Here is a 22,119-nt window from a genome sequence, read left to right on the forward strand (position 1 = left end):
TGATTTCACGCATGATTCCTTTCCGAAAATCGATTTCGATTTTTCGGGGTCATGCGCTAGGATTCTCCCATGAGCACGCTTGCCGCCGACCGCGAAATCGAAAGCCTGATGTCGCTTCATCCGAAGGGCTTCGATCTTTCGCTCGACCGCATTTCGCGGCTGCTGGAGCGGCTTGGCAATCCGCAGGACCATCTGCCGCCGGTCATCCACATCGCCGGCACCAACGGCAAGGGCTCCTGCGCCGCGTTTTCGCGGGCGCTGCTCGAAGCGGCCGGCCACCGCGTCCATGTCCACACATCGCCACATCTGGTGAACTGGCATGAGCGCTATCGGCTGGCCGCCGATGGCGGCGGCAGGCTGGTCGAGGACGAGGTCTTCGCCGATGCCATCGCCCGCGTCGCCAAGACCAATGAAGGCCAGAAGATCACCGTCTTCGAGATCCTCACCGCCGTCACCTTCCTGCTGTTTTCCGAACATCCGGCAGATGCCGTCATCATCGAGGTCGGCCTTGGCGGCCGCTTTGATGCCACCAATGTCATCACCGAGCCGGCGGTGTCGGTGATCATGCCGGTCTCGCTCGACCACGAATCCTTTCTCGGTGACCGTGTCGAACTGATCGCAGCCGAAAAGGCCGGCATCATCAAGAGCGATTGCCCGGTGGTCATCGGCGCGCAAGAAAGCGAAACGGCGCTTCAGGTGCTTATCGAAACCGCCGAGCGGCTCGACTGTCCCGCCTTCGTCTATGGCCAGGATTTCCTCGCCTTCGAGGAAAACGGCCGGATGGTCTATCAGGACGAAGACGGGCTGATGGACCTGTCGCCGCCGCGGCTGCCAGGGCGCCACCAGTTCGCCAATGCGGCGGCGGCGATTGCGGCGGTCAAGGCGGCAGGCTTCGAGATCAGCCATCGCGTCGCCGACAAGGCGATGGCCAATGTCACCTGGCCGGGGCGGATGCAGAAATTGCCGCAAGGCAGGCTGACGGAACTGGCGCCAAAGGGCGCCGACATCTGGCTCGACGGCGGCCACAATCCCGGCGCCGGCGTGGTCGTCGCCGAGGCATTGGCCGAGCAGGAGGAAAAAAACCCGCGGCCGCTGTTCTTGATTTGCGGCATGATCAACACCAAGGACCAGAGCGGCTATTTCCGCGCCTTCAAGGGCCTGGTGCGGCATGTCTACACGGTGCCGGTGAGCCTCAGCGAGGCCAGTGTGCCGAATGACGAACTGGCGATCCGCGCCGTCGAAGCCGGCCTGTCGGCCGAACCGGTGAGCTCCGTCGCCAATGCGCTGATGCTGCTGCGCGACACGTGGGACGGACCGCCGCCGCGCATCCTGATCGGCGGCTCGCTCTATCTGGCCGGCGCGGTGCTGGCCGAAAACGGCACGCCGCCGGCTTGAGGCGCTGATTCACTAGGCCATGATGACGGACTTCGTCAAATCACCACGAGGATCCAGCCATGATCAAGGTAAAGCAGCTCGCTCACGTTTGCATCTTCGCAGATGATCTCGAAGTGACGCGAAGCTTCTATCGGGACGTCCTCGGCATGGACACCCAGTTCAACTTCCTGCGCGACGGCAAGATTTTCGGTTTTTACCTCAATTGCGGCAGCCGCAGCCACGTCGAGGTGTTCCTGAAAGACGGGGCCATCTATAGCGACTTGAACCAGATCAACCACTTCTGCCTTGAAGTGGAAAACCTTGACGCCGCGATCGCCCACGTAAGAGCGAAAGGCGTTGATGTCACGTCAAAGAAACACGCATGCGATGATACCTACCAGGCGTGGATTCGCGATCCTAACAACGTGAAGATAGAACTCTTTGAATACACTGAGAAAAGTGCGCAGTTCGTCGGAGGCGATCGTATCGCGGATTGGTGATCGCCTCACGCCTATGGCGGAGACGGCCTCGGTGGGGACTACTTCAGCTCAATCTCGATGAAGGCATACTCGCCCTCATTGGCATTGATGACGTCATGCTCCACGCCCTCCTTGCGGAAATAGGGCGCCCCCTTCTTCATTTCGGCGAAGGATTCGCCGTCCTTGGTCAGGAGCTTGAGCTTGCCGTCCATCAGCGGCACGACGACATAATCATGGCCATGGCGGTGCCAGCCGGTATTGTCGCCCGGCGCGAAGCGGTATTTGGTGACGATGACGCGCTCATTGTCGATGAAGACGGTGGCCTTGGCGGATCCGGTCATGTCGTTCTCCTGCTTTAAGCCAGACAAGAACATGGGCCGGCAAGTGGCGAGTGCCACGGCGGACCAGCCGCATGACCCAGAAAATCCGAATCGATCTTCTGGGTCAGATCAAGCGCTGCAACGTCCTTCGCGCGTCCAGGAGGACGCGCGGCACTGTAGATGACGCCGCGAAAAAGCCCGGCGCGAGGGCCGGGCTTGTCTGCGGATTTCCGCCGGATCAGGCGAGATTGCCGTTGATCCAGTGCGACAGCGCCGTCTTCGGCGCGGCGCCGACCTTCATGTCGGCCATTTCGCCGCCCTTGAAGATCATCAGCGTCGGGATCGAGCGCACGCCGAACTGCGCGGCCAGCTCGGGATTCTCGTCGATGTTGAGCTTGGCGATCTTGACCTTGCCGCCGAGTTCGATGGCGATGTCTTCCAGCGCCGGCGCGATCATCTTGCACGGGCCGCACCATTCCGCCCAGAAATCGACGACGACCGGTTCCTTGGCGTCAAGCACATCGGTCTGGAAATTGCTCTTGTCGACCTTGACGGTGGCCATGCGAAAATCCTTTCGAGAGTTATTGTCGCACCAAATGTGGTGGTGATCGCGCCCTTCTTCAAGCAGCTGTTGTGTCACGCTCCCGTGAGTCGGGCAAGGGCGTCATCCATCGCCGCCGGCGGCAGCTCGATCAATCGTGGCGCTTCAGTGAACAGCAGCGCCGCCGAGACCTCATGTCCGGGATAAAGCGGCTGGAGGAGTGCGCGATAGAGCGCGAGTTGCAGGACATAGGCCGGTGGAACGTCCGCCAGCGCTGCAGGCGCCGGCCGGTTGGTCTTGTAGTCGACGATCGACACCCTGCCTGATGTAACCGCCAGCCGGTCGATCTTGCCGGAGATCGAGCGCAGCTTGCCCTTGACCTCCAGGCTGCCCATGACCGCGACCTCAGCGCGTGAATTCGGCGCAAACAGCTGATCGAAGCGGCTGTCGGCAAGGATCGTCGCCACCGAAGCCAAGGCCTTGTCGCGCTCGGTTTCAGGCCATTGCGCGCCAGCGCGCTTGAGGTAGCGCTCCGCAGCATCGCGGCGTTCGGTCTCGGCACTACCGGGCAGCATCTGCAGCAATTTGTGCAGCGCCAGCCCCCGCATCACCGCAAAGCCAGGTTCTGCCTCGGTGCCCAGCACCGGCGAGCCGGTGTCGACTACGGCTTGCCTGGCCTCGTCGATCAGCGCCGAGGCGCCGGACGGCGACAGCGGCCGCGGCAGATCCTCGAAGGGCGGCAAGGGCTGGAACAGGCTTTTTGGCAACGGCTCGAACTGTTGCGCCTGCCGCGCCTGTTCGGCGGCCGCCTGTGCGACGGGCGGCAATTTTGTCACGTGAAAGCGATGCACGGTCTCGCCGGTGGCGGGGTGCTGCCGCTCGATGCTTTCGGGGGCGCCGACCAGCGCGCGGCTGACGATCGAATGCCAGGTGCCGGCATTCGGCACCCGCTTGCCGTGATAGCCGCAGACGATCAGCCGGTCCTCGGCGCGGGTCATGCCGACATAGAGCAGCCGGCGGTATTCGTCGTCGGCCAGTTCGCGCGCGCGGACCGAAGCGGCCCGCGAAAAGCCATTGGCGACATCGCCGGCCGAACGCCAGAGATAGCCCTTGCCGTCCCAGCGTTGGCCCGAGCCATCGAACGGCATCAGTCGCGGCAGATGCTGATCGCTGAACGGCGCCGAGCCACCATCGACCAGGAACACGACAGGCGCCTCGAGGCCCTTGGCGGCATGCACGGTCATGACGCGAACCTCGTCGCGGGTCTGGTCCATTTCGCGCTTGATCTCGGGGCCGGCATTCTCCAGCGTCGACAGGAAGGATTCCAGCCCCGGCAGGCCGGTCCGCTCCTCGGCCAGGCAGAAGCTCAGGAATTCGTCGAGGATGTCGCCGGCTTCCGGCCCGAGCCGCGCGATCATTTTCTTGCGCAAGCCGTCGCGGGCGAGAGCCCCGGCATAGAATTCGAACACTGGCCTGAATGCGGCTTCATCAGACCATGTGTCGAGCTGGGCAGCGATTGCGGCCAAGGCGGCGCTTTCGCCGGCTTGCTGCCTGAGCGAAGCGATCAACGAGAGGCCGGAGGGCCGCGCGCCGGCAAGCGCGAAAAGCATCTCTTCCGAAACGTCGAAAATCGGGCTGCGCAGCACGGCGGCGAGCGACAGATCGTCCTCGGGCTGGACAAGAAAGTGGCCGAGCGCGATCAGGTCCTTGACCGCGATATGACCGGGCAGGCTGAGGCGGTCGGCGCCGGCGACCGGGATGTCGCGGCGCTTCAGTGCGCGCGTCAGCGCATGGACGAAACGATCGCGCTTGCGCACCAGCACCAGCACGTCGCCGGGCCGAAGCTTCTTGCCGCGGCCTTCGATGATCTCGCCGGCGCCGATCCAGCCGGCAATGGTTGCCGCCACGTTATCGGCAATACGCACTGCCGGTGCATGGGCGTGGTCGACGGCTTGCGTCCAGTCGTCGGGTTCATCGACGACGTCGGCGCCGATCGACGGCCAGACCTCGACATAGCCCGGCGCATCGCTGCGGATCGCCTTGTGGGTTAGCGGGTTGGGATCGTGGCTGATGCCGCGCCGCACGAGCGGGTCGGCAAAGACACGGTCCACCGCCGCAAGCACGTCTTCGGTCGAGCGGAACGACCAGGTCAGCTTGAGATCGGCGAAGGCGGCTTTGGCGTCGCGCACTTTTGCGGAAAACAGCAGCCTTGAGTCGGCGAAGGAGTCGGGCGCCGCTCCTTGAAAGGAATAGATCGACTGTTTTTCGTCGCCGACGGCGAACACCGTGCGGTGAACATTGTCGCGTGCGCCGAGCCCGGCAAAGAATTCCTCGGCCAGCCGCTTCACCACCTCCCACTGGTCGGGACTGGTGTCCTGCGCCTCGTCGAGCAGGATATGGTCGATGCCCTGGTCGAGCTTGTACTGCACCCAGGGGCCGGCGTCGGGCCGCGCTAGGAGATTGACCGTTCGGGTGATGAGGTCGTTGAAATCGAGGAAGCCGCGGGCGCGCTTCAGGTGCTCGTAGCGGGCGATCAGCCAGTCGGCGATGATCAGCGCCGCACGTGTGCCCTCCAGCATCCTGAACAAGGCCAGTCGGTCAGAGATTTCGAGAATAGCATCGACCGCTGACAGATAGCGCTCGGCAAGATCCGGCAGCCGGTCGAGCAACGCCTTGAACGTCTTTGCCGGCTCGTAAGGCTTGCCATCGGTTCGCAGGAAGGCTTTTGCCAGCAGATGCAGCCGGCGAGCCGGATCATCCTCGGCGAAGGCAAGACGCGCATAGGGCAGAACGTTGTTGAGCACGAAGCGGGCATCGGCGTCTTCGGCAGCGCGGGCAAAGGTGATGAAATAGTCCGGCAGGAAGCCCGGCAGCGGCCAGACGGACGCCGCCAGGCCTTCGGCGGTCTGGCCGGCGCGAAACCTGAACTCGTCGAACAGCGCCTGAAAACCATCGCCGCCGGCCGCGCTAATGAAGGCGCGCAGACCATCGCGCTTGCGCACGATCTCGGCCAGCAAGGCATCGAGCCCATGTTCGCCGCCGCGTTCCAGAATGGTGGCGAAAGCCTCGGCCAGCCCCGCATCGCCGGCGGCCGTCCCCGAGATCATGTCACGGCGAGCGGCCGAGAAGAGCGACGCCTCCATCTGCGGATCGAGCATTTCGAAATGGGCCGGTATGTTGGCCTCCAGCGGGAACTGGTGCAGCACCGATTCGCAGAAGGCGTGGATGGTCTGGATCTTCAGCCCGCCGGGCGTCTCCAGCGCCTCGGAGAACAGCCGGCGGGCGCGGCGCATGGTTTCGCGATCGGGCTGGCGACCGTCCAGCGTCTCTATCCTTGTCGCCAGTTCTGCGTCGCCAAGCGCCGTCCATTCCGACAATGTCGAAAACACCCGGTTCGACATGTTGGCAGCGGCGGCGCGGGTGTAGGTCAGGCACAGGATCTTCGACGGATCGGTGCCACGCAGCAGAAGACGGATGACGCGCTGAGCCAGCACATGGGTCTTGCCCGATCCGGCATTCGCCGACACCCAGGCGGAATTTTGCGGGTCAGACGCGCTTGCCTGGCTGACGGCGGTATCGGTCGGGATGGGATAGGCCTTCTTCATGCCTCCCCTCCCTCGTCGTCGGCGTCGCCGCCGGCAGACCATTCGAGCACGCGGGCGAGATGGTCGTAGTCGCCGTCGGTCTCGCCTTCGCGGAACGGCAACGCCCGCGACAAATATCCGGTCGACGGGTTGGCATAGTGGATCAGCAGTTTTTCGAGCCGCGCCCAGGCCTCCTCGGCAAGATCGGTGGCGGTTCGCGGCTGGCGGTTGTATTCGAGGATGGATTCCTCGAACACCTCGCCATTCGGCTTCAGCCTGATGAAGGCCAGCTGCGACGGCTCGCGCGCGCCAAGCCCCTTGAAGGCGCCGCGCCTGAGCAGCGCGCCCTCGAGCGCCAGTTGCGGCGAAAGCAGCGTATGGGCCTGCGCCTTCGACGGCGAGGAGCCGGTCTTGTAATCCAGGATGTCGGCCATGCCGCCAGCCAGGAGATCTACACGATCAGCATAGCCGGACAGCGTCACGCCGGACTGGCCGACGCCTGTTTTCTCGGCGTGCTCCTCGGCATGCCGCATTGTCACGGCGAAGGCGCGGCCGCGCTCCCATTCGATGATGCCGGCGGCGAGCTTTTCGAAGCGCGGCCACCACACCGCCTCGACATCGGGAGGAAGGGCCGCCTCGGCAAAGCATGCGCGGCCGGCGGCAATGAGACCGTCCAGCGCCTCCGGCACAAGCGGATCGGCCACGGTCCGCGAAAAAAGATGCAGGATGGCGTGAAACAGCGTGCCGCGTTCGGCAGCACCCGGGTCGCGGATGACCGGGTCGAGCGGCATCAGGCGGAGGATCCTCCTGGCATAGATCGCGTAAGGGTCGCGGCGCAGCGTTTCGATCTCGGTGACCGAGAAATGTCGCGGCCGCACATCCAGCGGTGGCTTCGGCTGCGGCCGCGGCGCGAAGTCTCTTCGTTCGCCGGCATCCAGCGCACGGGCCCAGGACAGGAATTCATCACCACGCCGGCGAAGCACCGCCGCATGGTCCTTGCCTATGAAGGTCAGGAGGCGCTGCAGCCAGCGCGACGGCACCGCCGGCGCGTCGCCGGAGCGGGCGGAGCGCGCCAGCACCACTTGCTTCGCCCCCATCGCCATCTGGAAATCATGGGCGGCCAGGCCGACGCGCCGTTCGGGCGGCTCGAGATCGATGCCGGTCTTCATCAGCCGGGACATGAAACGGTCGCTTTCCGGTTTGCGCGGCCACACGCCTTCGTTGAGCCCGCCAATGACCAGCGTGTCGACGTTCTGCAACCGGGCTTCCAGCGCACCCCAGATGGCGATGTTCCTGTCGGTGCCTTGTGCCGGCTTGACCGTCTCGGGTGCGATCAGCGCCTCCATCACGTCGGGCCATTCGTGGGCCGCGAAGGAGAACGACGCCGAGGCAGCGACCAGCCCGCGCAAGAGCTCGGCGAGCTTTTCACCGGCGTCGTCGGCATAGAGTTCGCTCAGACTGCCACCCGCGGAGCGGCCGAGACCTTCGAGCGCGACGACGCTGGCCCGCACAAGCGTGGCAAGATCGGCATTCTCCTCGTCGCGATAGGCAACCAGCGGCGCAAGCGCGGCGGTTAACCGGATCAGCAGGTCTCGGGCTTCTTCGATGCGCCTGACCGAAAGCCGCGATCGCCAGAAGGGCGGGCGGCGATTGCAGCGATCGTCGAATTCGAGGAGCCGGGCATCGAAGAGCTCCGGCAGCGATGCGACGTCGGGGCGGCCGGTGCCGCCGCGCAGCGCCACCAGTTCGACGATCTCCACCGCGTGACGGACGCTTGTGCGTTCCAGACCGAGGCCAAGCAGCGGGTGCTTGAGCAGCGACAGCAGGGCCACGGGATCGCCGGGGCGGAACGCCGCCTGAAGCGCCAGCCTGAGCAGGCCGGCGGCTGGCGTGTTGATGAGCGGTGTGCCGCCCGAATCGTCGGCGACGACACCAAAGCGCAACAGCTCGACCGAGACGCGCCGCGCCAGGGCGCGGTCGCCGGTGACGAGCGCGGCGCGCTGGCCGGGCTGTTCGACGGCGCGTTTCAGCGCGACGGCGATCGCCACTGCTTCGTCGCGCTCGCCGGCGGCTTCGAGCAGCGTCACGTCGGCGAAGGCCTCGGTGATATCGCCGGCCGTAAAGCGGGCGCGCGTCTCGACCCACAGCTCGGTGGTCTCCGCCGGCCGCAGCGCCTCGCCGACAAGTGCGGCGCGCAGCGCGAGCGACCTTTCGGCAAAGGCGATCTCCTCGACATCGCCGCGCAACACGCCGATCTTGCCGATCAGTTTTGCCAGGCCGTATTGCGGGTGGCCAAGCAAGGCCGGCCGCGCGCCGGGCACCGCAATTGCCTGGAATGACGGCTCATCCAGCATCAGGTCGAGGCCGGGCAGCACGACCGCGCCGCTGGGCAGGCCGGCGATCACCGCAAGCAATTCAGCGGTGGCGGGAATGGACCCGGTGGAGCCGGCGGCGATCACCGGCCCGATCGGCGGATTGCGCTTCAGCCGCGCTGCTTCCAGCCTTATCAGCGCGTTGCGATGCGCAGCCGGGTTGGAGCGATTGCGTTCTTCGAGGAGGAGCGGCCAGTTTTCGGTGACGATGCTCAGGAAATCGAGCGTCACTTGCCACCAGCCGGCGAGGTTGCCGGTCACCAGATCGGCGAGCCTGGTCCAGTCCGTGCCTTCCGTCTCGATCTCGTCCATCAGCCGGGCCAGGTCGCGCGCCAGCCAGATGGCATCGGCGGCCGACGCCGGCACAACGATCTCCTCGTCGAAAAGTGCCGCGACATGCGCCGGCAGGCGGCGTTTCCAGGCGCGCACCAGCGGCGCCAGCAGCAGCAGGCGCTCGATCGCGGCGATCGGCGGCGCGAGGTCGATGGCGGCCGATGCATCGGCCTCGAACGCGGCCTCGTCCTCGTCGAACTCGCCGAGCGGGCGGACGACCGGCAGGATCGCCGAGCGGCCACCCAGACGGTCGACGAAGACGCCGCGCAGCGCCCGCGCGGCGCGGCGCGTCGGCACGTAGATGGTGGCGTCGGCCAGCGCCAGCGGGTCGCCGTCGAAGCGGAAACCGGGAACGAGCCGCCCTGATAGCAGGGCCTCGGCCAGCGTCGGCAGAAACGGCGCTCCGGGCGGGATCGAGAAAACGCGGCGGGAGCCGCTCATTTCAACTCGGTGAGAGCGCTGGTCAACTCGGCAAGAGTGCCGGACGACCCAGCAAGAGCGGTGGCAACGACCGCTTCCGCAAGCGGAATGGCGTCGGGCGTGCCAACGGTGATCCAATGGCCGTGCATCATCATGCCGTACATGCGGCCGGCTGCGATGGCCGCATCGAAATAGGCGTTGAGCGAGTGTGGGCCGGCCGGCGCATCCTTGAAAAGCCTGGGATGGACGATCGCCGCGCCGGCATAGATCAGGCCTGTCGGGTCGCCTTTCGAACGCCGCAAGGCGCCGTCCGGCGCCAGCAGGAAATCGGTGCCGCCGCTGTGTCCGGTTGCTGACTGGGAATCCGCGAGCATCAGCAGAATATCCATTTTCGCCGCGTCCCATGCAAGGGCGAGGCGGGCAAGGTTGGGCACGCCGCTGTCGATCCAGAAGGTGTCGGCGTTGACGATGTAAAAGGGAGCCCCTCCCAGTTCCGGCAAAGCATGGACGATACCGCCGGCGGAATCGAGCAGTCTTTGGCTTTCGTCGGAAATGACGACGCGCGGCGCGCGGCGCGCGGCGACGTGGGCGACGATCTGCTCGGGAAAATAATGGACGTTGACGATGGCCTTGTCGACGCCGGCACGGGCCAGGCTGTCCAGGCTCCAGTCGAGCAACGTCTTGCCTGATATCCTGACCAGCGGTTTCGGCATTGTGTCGGTGATTGGCCGCATGCGCTTTCCCAGCCCGGCGGCAAGCACCATTGCGGTTTTGGGGCGTGTCGTCACAGCGGCCGTTCCTCCAGCAGCCCTTGGGCGGTATAGAAATCCCGCAGGCCGGCCAGTGCCGGATGCGCCAGCGCCCGCCGGAGATAATCGCGAATGCGCGGCAGGTGTTTCAGATAATAGGGCTTGCCGTCCCGCTTTTCGAGCCTGACGAAAATGCCGAGGATCTTCGAATTGCGCTGCGCCGCCATGATCGCATAGGTCTCGACGAATTCGTGTTCGTTAAAAGCACCGGCCTTATGGCGCGCGGCGATATAGGCATCGAGCGTTCGTCGCTCGATCTCAGGCGAGATCGTAACCCGCGCATCCATGGCGAGAGAGGCGAGATCGTAGGCGGAAGGGCCGATCAGCGCGTCCTGGACATCGACGATGCCAAGGCGATCGTGACCGGTGCGCTCGCCGCGCCAGATGATGTTGGGCGAATGAAAGTCGCGCAGCATGAGCGTGTATTCGCGCCCCTCCAGCCGGTCGAGGGCCGCGTTCCATTCCTTGGTATAGCCGGCGCGCAAGGCATCGCTTGCCGGGCCGCCTGATATCGCCGGCACATACCAGTCGAGCAGCAATTCGGCTTCGATCATCATGGCGTCGCGGTCGAAAGGCGGCACATCGTGAAAGACGCCGGACGCGGCCTCGATGCGATCGGGCCACGTCTTGCCGTGCATCATGGCAAGCAGTTCGGCCGCCGCCGCGTAGCGCTCCGCCAGCGGCTGACCGTGCTGGCCGAGAAATCCCTCCGAGCCGAGATGCTCCATGAGAAGAAAGCCCTGGTCCAGGTCCTGCGCGTGGATTTCCGGGGCGCTGACGCCGCCGGCCCGCAATGCCCGATCGATGGCGACGAAGGCCGCGACGGATTGTGCGGTGTGGGCGATCACCGCATAGGGCTTGCCGTCGCGGACCGGCGGCCCGAGCACCAGCCGCGGCGAGTTCATCAACACGCGCCGCGGCAGGCCGGCCAACGAGACGACCTCATAGGAGCGTGCCGAGGCGTCGCCGATAAAATAGCGTCTCTGCGCTTCACCCCAGCCGGCTGTTTCGAGAAAATTGCGCATGGCCAGCGAGCGCGCCGCGCGCTCGAAGGCAGCGCCTTGTCCCGACAATCTCGCCAGGCGTCCGTCGTCCTGGTGGACGAGGTCGATCAGCACCGAAGTCTTTGGCAGATAGGCCTCTGCCCGCTCCGGCCATTCGACCAGGGCAGCGCCTTGCGCCAGCGCCTCGTCGAAACCCAGTTCGTCCAGTTCGGACGCCGCGGACAGGCGATAGAGGTCGAAATGATGGACGGGGACGCGCGCCTCATAGCTCTGGACGAGCGTGAAGGTCGGGCTCGGCACGTCGAGACCGGCATCGTCGGTCATTGCCCTGATCAGCGCCCGCGCCAAACTCGACTTGCCGGCGCCGAGATCGCCTCTGAGTGCCAGCACGTCGCCGGGGCGCAGCGACATGGCCAGATCCTCGCCCAGCCTTGCGGTCGCAGCCTCGTTGGCGAGAAAACGCTCCAGCACCATGCCTGCCATCGAACGCGCTACTCGGCCGCCGCGCGGATGCCGGACGGCGTGTCGGGAAAGGCACAAATGACGGTGGTGCCCATGTCCTTGCCGGTTTCGATGCGGACACTGCCGCCATGCAGTTCGACAAAGCTCTTGACGATCGACAGGCCGAGGCCGGGGCCGCGCCGGCGGCCGCCATTGGTGCGCGGTTCGAAACGGCGGAACACCGAATCGAGCAGGTCCGGCGGCATGCCGGGACCATCGTCGTGAACGGAGAATTCCACGCCTTCGGCAAGCGAGCGGCAGGCGAGCGTGATGGTGCTTGCCTCCGGTGCGTAGTTCGCGGCATTGCTCAGCAGGTTGTAGAGGATCTGGCGGATGCGGATTTCGTCGCCGTGGAACGTCTTTGGCGCAGTGGCCGCATCGATCTTGAGCCTGATCGCATGCTCCTCCAGCCGGTCGGCAACAAGCTCGGCAGCGGCAGCGATGGTCCGGTCGACGTGAACTTCGGAGATATCGAGTTCCATGATGCCGGCATCCACGGTCGCCAGGTCGAGGATGTCGTTGACGATGGTGAGCAGGACCGAGGAAGACGAGCTGACATGCTCGACATATTCGCTCTGCTTCTGGTTCAATGGCCCTGTCGAGGGCAGCGAAAGCAGCTCGGTGAAGCCGATGATGTTGGTCAGCGGCGAGCGCAGCTCGTAGGAGACGTGCTGCACAAACTCGTTCTTGAGCTGGTCGGATTTTTCCAGTGCCTCATTCTTGTCCTTCAGCGCCCGCTCGACATTGACGCTGTCGGTGACGTCGACGAAGGTCATCATCACCTGCCCGTTGGGCAGCGGGATCATCGCGTAGCGCAGCACGGTGCCGTTGTTCAGCTCGGTCTGGCCGTGGCGGTCGCGGCGCTCGTCGTCAAAACCGGTGACGGCGGCAACGAACCCGCGCCAGGGGCTGTCGGCGGCGCGCCGGTCGCACAGATCGCGGATCGTGGAGACGTGAACGTTGGGCTTGGCGGCATCGGCGTCGAGCCCCCAAAGTGCTGCGAATGCAGGGTTCGACAATCTGAGCCTGCCGTCGGGGCCGAACACGGCCACGCCTTCGGCAAGATTGTCGAGCGTCTCGCCCTGGACCCGCACCGCGGTCTGGTAGCGGCTTTCAAGGTCCATCTTCTCGGTCAGGTTCTCGAACACCCAGGTGACGCCACCTTTGGGCTGCGGATTGGCGACGACGCGGATGGTCTTGCCGTCCGGCAAATGCCACCAATGTTCCTGCGACTCGACCGCGCGATAGGCGCCAAGCAGGCTTTCCTTCCAGCGCCGCCATTCGGGCTGCTCGGCGATCTTGCCTTCGCTGCGCAGCCGGTCGAGCAACAAGGCGTTGTCCGGAGCGCTGTGCAGGAAGCCGCTGTCGAGACCCCATAGTTTCTGAAACGCCTGGTTGAAAAACCGCAGTTTTTCGTCGGTATCGAAAATCGCCACAGCGGTGTTGAGCTGGTCGAGCGTGTCGGCATGGCTGCGCACGGTCCGCTCATATTCGCTACGGATCGTTTCGATGGCGCTGGTGTCGCAGGCGAGACCCGCTGAGCCGTCCGCGCCGGCGAAGTCGGTCACGGCGAACATGCGGCGGTCGCCTTCGATCACGGTGGAAAGGGCCTGCTCGAAGACGGGATGCGACTTGTGCTGCGCAGCGATCGCATCGCGCGCTTGGCCGCCGAGGAACTCCTTCGCGTCGCGAACCGCAGCTTCGGCGTTTTCCGCCTCGACCGCCCTGGCATAGGCGCGGTTGACCCATTTCAGCCGCCCGTCCGCCGAGCGCAGCCAGGCTGGCATGCTGAGTGCGTTGAAAAGACCGAGCATGGTGTCGTAGTCGGCGGCAAGGCGCTGGTTCTCGATTCTTAGCCTGGCCTCGCTTCGCTGCGTTTCAGAAAGCGAGACGAAGCGGACGAGCACGTGTGCTGCGCTCTTGCGGCCGTGCACTTCGAGCGGCGCCCCGGCCTGCGATTCGATGACGAGATCGAACGGCTTCGCCTTTTCCCGCAGTCCCGCCACGGCATTCTCGAGCGCCGCCGCCGAGCGCGGCATCAGCCAACGGCCAAAGGCGAGGAAGGCGGCACGGTCTTCCGGAGCCCCGCTTTCAACCGGCAATGTCCCGACGAGCTCGGGCTTTTTGTTTTCCGATGCCCATACGACGACACGCTGGTCGCGCAGGTTGAGCAGCGCCTCGGAGCGCTGCAGCGCAGCGTTGACGTCGGCCAGGCGGGCTCTGAGTTCGCCATTCTGGGCCGAGGTGCGCGCCCGTTCGCGGATCAGGAAAATGGCCGAGACAAGTGCCGCGCCCATGACGCCGACAAACATGGCGAGTTGCATGACCTCGACCGTGCTGACCGACAGCCCGGCTTTGGATGCAGCCGCGGGGGACGCAGCAGCCGGTCCAGCATGTGCCGAAAGGCCAAGCAGCGGGCCGGCGAGCGCGGAAGAAGCAAGCAATTTTCCGACGCGGGCGCCAGCGCGCCATAAGAGGCTTCCGCCTCTGGCAGCGGAACCCGTGGTCACCATATCGTTGTGGCCGCCGGAAACGGCCTGTCCCGCGCAAGGCGGGTAATCCCCCGGCATGTCCTGGTCCTCTTCGCCGCCTGAATGCAAGACCGCCCTGATGCGGGCCTCGGCCCTCGTCCCCGGGCCCGCGAATCAGCACCATAGCGCTTGCGCGAATCGGCGTGAAGAATCAATCAGCGCAAAAATAAAGCCGGGCGAAAAGTCAATCGCCCGGCCTCAATATCTAGTGGTAATTTCCGCTGTGGTTAATAGCGGTAGTGTTCCGGCTTGAACGGTCCCTGCGGAGTCACGCCGATATAGGCGGCCTGTTCGCCGGACAGTTCGGTAAGCCGGGCGCCGAGCTTGTCGAGATGCAGGCGCGCGACCTTTTCATCGAGATGCTTCGGCAGGACATAGACCTGGTTCTGATACTGGCCAGGCTTGCTGTACAACTCGATCTGGGCCAGCACCTGGTTGGTGAAGGACGCCGACATGACAAAGCTCGGGTGGCCGGTGGCGTTGCCGAGATTGAGCAGGCGGCCTTCCGACAAAAGGATCATCCGCTTGCCGTCCGGGAAGGTGATCATGTCGACCTGCGGCTTGATGTTGGTCCACTTCAGATTGCGCAGCGACGCCACCTGGATCTCGTTGTCGAAGTGGCCGATATTGCCGACGATCACCATGTCCTTCATCGCCCGCATATGGTCGATGGTGACGACATCCTTGTTGCCGGTGGTGGTGATGATGATGTCGGCGGTCGGGGCGGCATCTTCGAGGGTGACGACTTCGAAGCCATCCATTGCCGCCTGCAATGCGCAGATCGGATCGACCTCGGTGACCTTGACGCGGGCGCCGGCGCCCTTGAGCGACGCCGAAGAGCCCTTGCCGACGTCGCCATAGCCGCAGACGACCGCAACCTTGCCGGCCATCATCGTGTCGGTGCCGCGGCGAATGCCGTCGACCAGCGATTCCTTGCAGCCATATTTATTGTCGAATTTCGACTTGGTCACGCTATCGTTGACGTTGATCGCCGGGAACGGCAGCAGGCCCTTCTTCTGCAACTGATAGAGCCGGTTGACGCCGGTGGTGGTCTCTTCGGTGACGCCGCGGATCGCTTCCTTCTGCTTGGCGAAGAAACCGGGCGATGCCGCCATACGCTTTTTGATCTGGGCAAACAGGATTTCTTCCTCCTCGCTGCCTGGATTGGAGAGCACATCCTCGCCGGCTTCGGCGCGCGCGCCGATCAGGATGTACATGGTTGCATCGCCGCCATCGTCGAGGATCATGTTGGAGGTGCCGCCATCGGCCCACTGGAATATCTTGTCGGTGTAGACCCAGTAGTCCTCGAGCGACTCGCCCTTGACCGCGAAGACCGGAATGCCGGCCACGGCGATGGCCGCGGCCGCATGGTCCTGGGTCGAGAAGATGTTGCAGGAGGCCCAGCGGATCTCGGCGCCGAGCGCCTTCAGCGTTTCGATCAGCACCGCCGTCTGGATGGTCATGTGCAGCGAGCCGGTGATGCGCGCGCCCTTGAGCGGCTGCGCCTTGCCAAATTCTTCGCGGCAGGCCATCAGGCCCGGCATTTCGGTTTCGGCGATCTCGATCTCCTTGCGGCCCCAGCCGGCAAGCGAGATGTCGGCGACCACATAGTCATTGCTACCCGTCATGGCAGTGCTCCGATCAAGAATTGTCTTCGGGATGCGCCCGCGCCGGAAGGCGGTCGAAGGGCGCGAGTTGCCGGCCTGACTAGCAGATCGTCGGTCGGACGACAATGGGATATAAAGAAATCCTTATCCGTGCATGTCTTCGCAGGCGCACCGGCGCGAGATCGGGTTCAGCCGCGACGCGCTCCAGGCGTCAGGACTCTTCGCCGAAGCGGGAGGCGACCAGCTGCTCCAGCGCGTCGATCACCTGCTCGGCCTCCGGGCCGCTGGCGGTGACGCGGATCGAATAGCCGGGGCTTGCCGCCAGCATCATGAGGCCCATGATCGAGGTGCCACCAACCGTGACGCCGTCCTTCTCGACCTGGACGGAGGCGTTGAAGCCGCTGGCGACCTGAACGAACTTTGCCGAGGCGCGGGCATGCAGGCCACGCTGGTTGACGATTGGAAATTCCCGGACGATGTCACCCTTGTTGGCCGACAGCGCGCTCATTTGCTGCTCAGAAGCTGGCTGGCGACATTGATGTATTTGCGGCCGGCCGCCTGCGCCTCGTCCAGCGCTGCGCTCATATTGTCGCCCTTGCGAATGCTGGACAGCTTGATCAGCATCGGCAGGTTCATGCCGGCAATGACCTCGGTACGACCGGATTCCATCACCGAAATTGCAAGATTGGAAGGCGTGCCGCCGAACATGTCTGTCAAAACGATGACGCCCGCTCCCGTGTCGACACGGGCAACGGCGTCGATGATGTCGCTGCGGCGCTGCTCCATATCGTCATCGGCGCCGATCGCGACGGTCTCGAAACTGTCTTGTGGCCCGACGACATGTTCCACGGCATGGCGGAATTCGGCGGCCAGTTGACCGTGCGTTACAAGCACGAGTCCGATCATTCTTTGGTGGCTCCCGTCATCGCCGCTTCACAGGCGTTTCATGCTCGCCGGCCTTTTCAGGCGGCGGGAGCGCTATCTTGTCGACGCGAGGCGCGTTGACAAGTCCAAAATTGCACAGGCACAGGCCATTTTGACGCATTGCAGCAACAATTCGAAATCGCATCATACGAAAGGCGCAATTGGCAGCCGCGCCATCACGGCCGGCAAGGCCGCTGGAACATTGCGTTCGGCAAGATCAATACGCGGCAGCGGACAGCCCGCGATGGGCTCGCTGGCATCTTCCTGGAAGCGGTCCATTTCGCTTGCCGGGACCAGCCGGACGCAAAGGTCGATGACGCCGCCGGGCTCGAACGACAATGGCCGCGGGCCGAATCCGGGCACCTCGGCGAGGCCGGCGATGGGAGCGGGCACCCGGCAGACCAGCCGCCCCGCGTGATCGGCCGCGAGGAGCCTGTCGTCACCGATCAGCCGCGAAAACAATCCACGTTGGCGGCAATGATCGATGAGGGCGAACGCCAGCGTCGTCTTGCCCGAGCCGGACGGTCCCGTGATGAGGACACCACGCTCGCCGATCAGGATCGCCGTGCCGTGAATGTTCTCAGCCTTCACAGTCGGCTCAGGCATGATTCTTGTCCGGAAACCGGTCGCCACTTTTCGGGATCATGCTCTTGTCCGAAAACCGGTTCCCACTTTTCGGATCATGCGTCAGCCTTCCGCCGGCAGTGTCACGACGAAACGCGCGCCCTTGATCTCGCCGGGTTTGGTGCCCGGGATGTTCTCGGCGGTCAGCGTGCCGCCATGGGCTTCGACGATCTGCCTGCTGATCGACAGGCCAAGACCCGAGTTCTGGCCGAACGCCTCGCCGGCCGGCCGGTCGGTGTAGAAGCGCTCGAAGATGCGGTCGATGTTGTCGGCCCTTATGCCGGGACCATTGTCGTCGACGGTGATGATGTTGACCTTGCCGGCGCGCGCCAGCGATATGGCGATGTGGCCGCGCTCCTCAGGAACGAAGGAGCGGGCATTCTCGATCAGGTTGGTGATGACCTGGCCGATCCTCAGATCATGGCCGGCGACGAAATAGCCTTTGACGCCCTGCGGCAGTTTGGCGACCTTGAACTCGATGTCGACCGTTTTCTTGTTGCGCGTGGCCGTGCGCGAAACGTCGACCAGATCGGTGATGAATTTCTTGAGATCCACGGTTCCTGCGTCTTCGCGCGCGAGCTCGGCGTCAAGACGGGAGGCATCGGAAATGTCGGTGATGAGACGGTCCAGCCGCCGGACGTCGTGCTGGATGATCTCCATCAGCCGGGCGCGCGACGCCTCGTTCTTGGCCAGAGGCAGGGTCTCTACCGCGCTGCGCAGCGAGGTCAGCGGGTTCTTCAATTCGTGCGAGACGTCGGCCGCGAAACTTTCGATCGCCTCGATGCGGGCGTAGAGCGCATTGGTCATGTCGCGCACGGCGATCGACAGATTGCCGATCTCGTCCTGCCGATCGGAGAAGTCCGGGATTTCCTCGCGATTCTTGACGCCGCGCCGCACCCTGACCGCCGCCGCCGACAGCCGGCGCAGCGGGTTGGCGATGGTCGAGGCAAGCAGCATCGACAGGATGGCAGTGACAAGTGCGGCAATGCCGAAGACGCGCAGGATCGCCTTGCGCTCGGCCGCGACGATCTTGTCGATGTCGCCGCCTTCCGTCGACAGCATCAGCACGCCGAGGACGGCGCGGAAGCGCTGGATCGGCACGGCGACCGAAACAATCTGCTCGCCCTGTTCGGAGATCCGCACGATGGTCGACGGGCTGCCGGTAAGCGCCTTGACCACCTCCGGAAATGCAGCGCCGTTGCCACCCGGCTGCTCATGATAGACCGGCAGCGCGGTGTTGCGGAAGAAGTCGAAGACGAATTTCTGGATTCGCTCGAGAAGATCGGGCTCTTCCTTGTCGGTCGGCGGCAGATCGTAGCGAAGGATCTGGCCGCGCGAATAGAGGTGGCGCGAATCGAGCAGCAGATTGGCGTCGCGGTCATAGATCCGGGCGCGCGTCCGCGTCGGCGAAATCAAGCGCCTGAGCACCGGCGCGACGCGCTCCGGATTGATCGGAAAGTCCAGATTGTCGAGCTGATCGGAGCCGGGGCCCAGGCTTTCGCCGGCCTGCAGTTCAAGCAGCTTTTCCGGATCGATGCTGATCGAATCGGTCTCGACCGTCGCCGATGCGGCGATCGCGCCGGCGATGATCTCGCCCTGGGTCATCAGGCTCTCGACGCGGGCATCGATCAGCCCGTCGCGAAACGTGTTGAGGTAGAGGATGCCGGTGACCAGGACGGCCAAGCCTGCGAGGTTGAGGAAGAGAATGCGCCGCGTCAGGCTGGAAAAGATATGGTGGCCGAGGAAGCGGCGCATCGGCACCGTGATCCTCGACAGGAATGCGGGCAGAATCCGCGACGGGCGCCGGGCGCCCGTCCGTCTCACTCGCTCTACGTCCACTGCCATCGAATAGCAGCCCCCGCTTAGTAATTAGTGAGTAGGCAGTAGGGAATAGAGAAATGGTTGGCTGAGGTCGCGGCGATGCTGAGTGGCCGTTCGCACCATTCAAAACTGACTACCGACTATTCCCTACTGCCTATTGCCTATTTACGCTTCGCGGAACCGATATCCGACTCCGTAAAGGGTTTCGATCATCTCGAAGTCATCATCGACGGCCTTGAACTTCTTGCGAAGCCGCTTGATGTGACTGTCGATGGTGCGGTCATCGACATAGACCTGCTCATCATAGGCCGAATCCATCAGCGCATCACGGCTTTTTACCACACCGGGGCGTTGGGCCAGAGAATGCAGGATCAGGAATTCGGTGACGGTAAGCGTCACCGGCTCGCCTTTCCAGGTGCAGGTGTGGCGCTCCTGGTCCATGACAAGTTGGCCGCGCTCAAGCGAACGGGCCTGCTGGTTGGGCGTCTTGGCCGACGCCTCGCGGGCGCTGGCACGGCGCAGCACGGCGCGAACCCGCTCGACCAGAAGACGCTGCGAGAAGGGTTTGCGGATAAAGTCGTCGGCGCCCATCTTGAGGCCGAAAAGCTCATCGATCTCGTCGTCCTTGGACGTCAGGAAGATCACCGGCAGGTCGGATTTCTGGCGCATCCGGCGCAGAAGCTCCATGCCGTCCATACGCGGCATCTTGATGTCGAGAATGGCGAGATTCGGCGGGCGCGCCGCCAGACCTTCCAGCGCCGACGCCCCATCCGTATAGGTTTCGACGCGATACCCCTCCGATTCGAGGGCGATCGACACCGAAGTCAGAATGTTGCGGTCGTCGTCGACAAGCGCGATTGTTGCCATTTCAAGTGGCTCCCTCATGAGCTGTCCCTTCTTTGGTCGAGAAGGGGCTTTTGCAGGACAAATTAGGTACAAAATGTGGCACAGGCTTCGTCCGCTGTCACGAGCGGCATGCCGGCGGCCACAATCTCACCTCAACATGGATTGGACCGATACAGACCGCCAATCCTTTGGGCACCCGCCTGATTTTTCGCACATATAAACGATTTAAACAACTTTCAAATTATTTAAATCGATTAAATATTTGATATCATTTGGCTTTTCTGGTTCTGACCGTTACAGTCTCCATCGTTGGAGGCTCCGGAAGTTCGCCGGCCAGGATGCTGCAATCGAAGAAGGAACCCCTCATGTCGGAAGCCGGCAAACGCAATCCCGCATGGGCGATCGACCGGATCGGCCTGAAAACCACCGGCGCGGTGCGCTATAATTTCGGCGAGGCCGTCCTTTACGAGGAGGCGATCCGCCGCGGCGAGGCCCGGCTTACCGCGCATGGCGCGCTGGTCGCCGAGACCGGGCAGCACACCGGCCGCTCGCCCAAGGACAAATTCGTCGTGCGCGACGAGACCACCGGGCCGCATGTCTGGTGGGACAACAACAAGTCGATTTCGCCGGCCCAGTTCGACACGCTGCTCGCCGATTTTCGCGCCCACGCGGCGGACAAGGATCTTTATGTGCAGGACCTGGTCGGCGGCGCTGATGAGGACTTGAAGCTGACGACCCGGGTCGTCACGGAGCTTGCCTGGCACTCCTTGTTCATCCGCAATCTGCTCATTCGCCCGCAAGCCGCCGAGCTCGAGCATTTCGTGCCCGAGTTGACGATCATCGACCTGCCGTCGTTCCGCGCCGATCCCGTCCGCCACGGCACCCGAACCGGAACGGTGATCGCCGTCGATCTGACGCGCATGATCGTGCTGATCGGCGGCACCTCCTATGCCGGCGAAATGAAAAAATCGGTGTTCACGGTGCTCAACTATCAGTTGCCGGCGAAGGGCGTGATGCCGATGCACTGCTCGGCCAATGAAGGCGCCGGCGGAGACGCGGCCATCTTCTTCGGCCTCTCGGGAACCGGCAAGACGACGCTGTCGGCCGATCCGTCGCGCACGCTGGTCGGCGACGACGAGCACGGCTGGGGTCCGCATGGCATCTTCAACTTCGAAGGCGGCTGCTATGCCAAGACGATAAAGCTCTCGGCCGAAGCCGAGCCGGAGATCTTCGCCACCACCCAGCGCTTCGGCACGGTGCTGGAGAATGTGGTGCTCGACGCCGGCCGCGTGCCGGATTTCAACGACGGCAATCTCACTGAAAACACGCGCTGCGCCTATCCGCTCCACTTCATCCCCAACGCCAGCAAGACCGGCCGCGCCGGTCACCCGAAAAACATCATCATGCTGACCGCCGACGCATTCGGCGTGATGCCGCCGATCGCCCGGCTGACCCCGGCGCAGGCGATGTATCATTTCCTCTCCGGCTACACCGCCAAGGTGGCAGGGACCGAAAAGGGCGTCACCGAACCCGAAGCGACGTTTTCGACCTGTTTCGGCGCACCGTTCATGCCGCGCCATCCGTCGGAATACGGCAATCTGCTGCGCGAGCTGATCGCCCATCACAGTGTCGATTGCTGGCTGGTCAACACCGGCTGGACCGGCGGTGCCTACGGCACCGGCAAGCGGATGCCGATCAAGGCAACGCGGGCGCTGCTCGCCGCGGCGCTCGACGGCTCGCTGAAAGGGGCCGATTACCGGACCGACGCCAATTTTGGTTTCGAGGTGCCGGTGGCGGTCGCGGGCGTCGACCGTGCCATTCTCGATCCAAGATCGACATGGGCCGATACCTCAGCCTATGACCTGCAGGCGGCGAGGCTGGTCGGCATGTTCGCCGTCAATTTCGAAAAATTCGAACCGCATGTCGACGCCATCGTGCTCGGCGCCGCGCCGCGCATGCGCGAAGCCGCGGAATAGTCGCCGCTGCATCTCGAGGCGCCGGACCGGGGTCGGGAACGCCCGACCCGGGA

16 protein-coding genes are annotated in these 22,119 nt (G+C 64.1%); 3 read left to right on the forward strand and 13 right to left on the reverse strand.

Going from position 1 to position 22,119, the window contains the following annotated elements; translation table 11 throughout:
- Nucleotides 1–69: 69 nt before the first annotated feature.
- Together AC0L15_RS04655 and AC0L15_RS04660 are read left to right on the forward strand one after the other, a co-directional pair.
- The gene (locus AC0L15_RS04655; protein WP_287246741.1) at nucleotides 70–1,395 is read left to right on the forward strand and encodes a bifunctional folylpolyglutamate synthase/dihydrofolate synthase; all 1,326 of its coding nucleotides are present in this window, start codon (nucleotides 70–72) and stop codon (nucleotides 1,393–1,395) included.
- 59 nt (nucleotides 1,396–1,454) lie between these two features.
- Nucleotides 1,455–1,874 carry a VOC family protein gene (locus AC0L15_RS04660; protein WP_287246742.1) on the forward strand — a complete coding sequence of 140 codons (420 nt, stop codon included), beginning with the start codon at nucleotides 1,455–1,457 and terminating at the stop codon, nucleotides 1,872–1,874.
- 38 nt (nucleotides 1,875–1,912) lie between these two features.
- On the opposite strand, the gene AC0L15_RS04665 is transcribed toward AC0L15_RS04660, so the two are convergent.
- The 13 genes from AC0L15_RS04665 to AC0L15_RS04725 all read right to left on the reverse strand — a co-directional run bounded on the left by AC0L15_RS04665 (nucleotide 1,913) and on the right by AC0L15_RS04725 (nucleotide 20,111).
- Nucleotides 1,913–2,194 carry a cupin domain-containing protein gene (locus AC0L15_RS04665; RefSeq protein WP_287246743.1) on the reverse strand — a complete coding sequence of 94 codons (282 nt, stop codon included), beginning with the start codon at nucleotides 2,192–2,194 and terminating at the stop codon, nucleotides 1,913–1,915.
- 217 nt (nucleotides 2,195–2,411) lie between these two features.
- Nucleotides 2,412–2,735, reverse strand: coding sequence for a thioredoxin (gene trxA, locus AC0L15_RS04670; protein ID WP_091592579.1), 324 nt, complete (start codon nucleotides 2,733–2,735; stop codon nucleotides 2,412–2,414).
- A 74-nt stretch (nucleotides 2,736–2,809) separates the two neighbouring features.
- Nucleotides 2,810–6,319, reverse strand: a complete 3,510-nt coding sequence (gene addA, locus AC0L15_RS04675; RefSeq protein ID WP_287246744.1) for a double-strand break repair helicase AddA — start codon at nucleotides 6,317–6,319, stop codon at nucleotides 2,810–2,812.
- On the reverse strand, nucleotides 6,316–9,444 hold the full coding sequence (gene addB, locus AC0L15_RS04680; protein WP_473495952.1) for a double-strand break repair protein AddB: 3,129 nt from the start codon (nucleotides 9,442–9,444) through the stop codon (nucleotides 6,316–6,318). Before addB ends, addA begins: the two co-directional genes overlap by 4 nt.
- Entirely contained in the window at nucleotides 9,441–10,211 is a 771-nt protein-coding gene (locus AC0L15_RS04685) for a nucleotidyltransferase family protein (RefSeq protein ID WP_473495953.1), read from the reverse strand. Before AC0L15_RS04685 ends, addB begins: the two co-directional genes overlap by 4 nt.
- Entirely contained in the window at nucleotides 10,208–11,719 is a 1,512-nt protein-coding gene (gene tsaE, locus AC0L15_RS04690; RefSeq protein ID WP_473495954.1) for a tRNA (adenosine(37)-N6)-threonylcarbamoyltransferase complex ATPase subunit type 1 TsaE, read from the reverse strand. Before tsaE ends, AC0L15_RS04685 begins: the two co-directional genes overlap by 4 nt.
- An 8-nt stretch (nucleotides 11,720–11,727) precedes the next feature.
- On the reverse strand, nucleotides 11,728–14,307 hold the full coding sequence (locus AC0L15_RS04695) for a sensor histidine kinase (RefSeq protein ID WP_287246748.1): 2,580 nt from the start codon (nucleotides 14,305–14,307) through the stop codon (nucleotides 11,728–11,730).
- Between the two features lie 188 nt (nucleotides 14,308–14,495).
- Nucleotides 14,496–15,896 (reverse strand): adenosylhomocysteinase, encoded by a 1,401-nt coding sequence (gene ahcY / locus AC0L15_RS04700; RefSeq protein WP_287246749.1) that lies wholly within the window; start codon nucleotides 15,894–15,896, stop codon nucleotides 14,496–14,498.
- 190 nt (nucleotides 15,897–16,086) lie between these two features.
- A complete protein-coding gene (locus AC0L15_RS04705) occupies nucleotides 16,087–16,383 on the reverse strand; it encodes an HPr family phosphocarrier protein (protein ID WP_128244583.1) in 297 nt (98 codons plus the stop codon).
- Nucleotides 16,380–16,781, reverse strand: a complete 402-nt coding sequence (locus AC0L15_RS04710; RefSeq protein WP_027152037.1) for a PTS sugar transporter subunit IIA — start codon at nucleotides 16,779–16,781, stop codon at nucleotides 16,380–16,382. The genes AC0L15_RS04705 and AC0L15_RS04710 overlap by 4 nt, the downstream gene beginning before the upstream one ends.
- A 162-nt stretch (nucleotides 16,782–16,943) precedes the next feature.
- Complete coding sequence (locus tag AC0L15_RS04715) at nucleotides 16,944–17,405, reverse strand: HPr kinase/phosphorylase (RefSeq protein ID WP_027152038.1); 462 nt, start codon at nucleotides 17,403–17,405, stop codon at nucleotides 16,944–16,946.
- A gap of 81 nt (nucleotides 17,406–17,486) precedes the next feature.
- The gene (locus tag AC0L15_RS04720) at nucleotides 17,487–19,268 is read right to left on the reverse strand and encodes a sensor histidine kinase (RefSeq protein WP_023796908.1); all 1,782 of its coding nucleotides are present in this window, start codon (nucleotides 19,266–19,268) and stop codon (nucleotides 17,487–17,489) included.
- Nucleotides 19,269–19,409: 141 nt separating this feature from the next.
- Complete coding sequence (locus AC0L15_RS04725; protein WP_023796909.1) at nucleotides 19,410–20,111, reverse strand: response regulator transcription factor; 702 nt, start codon at nucleotides 20,109–20,111, stop codon at nucleotides 19,410–19,412.
- A 344-nt stretch (nucleotides 20,112–20,455) separates the two neighbouring features.
- Between AC0L15_RS04725 and AC0L15_RS04730 the strand changes: the two genes are divergently transcribed.
- Nucleotides 20,456–22,066 carry a phosphoenolpyruvate carboxykinase gene (locus tag AC0L15_RS04730; RefSeq protein WP_287246750.1) on the forward strand — a complete coding sequence of 537 codons (1,611 nt, stop codon included), beginning with the start codon at nucleotides 20,456–20,458 and terminating at the stop codon, nucleotides 22,064–22,066.
- Nucleotides 22,067–22,119: the final 53 nt, after the last annotated feature.

Source organism: Mesorhizobium sp. WSM4846, from assembly GCF_055811415.1.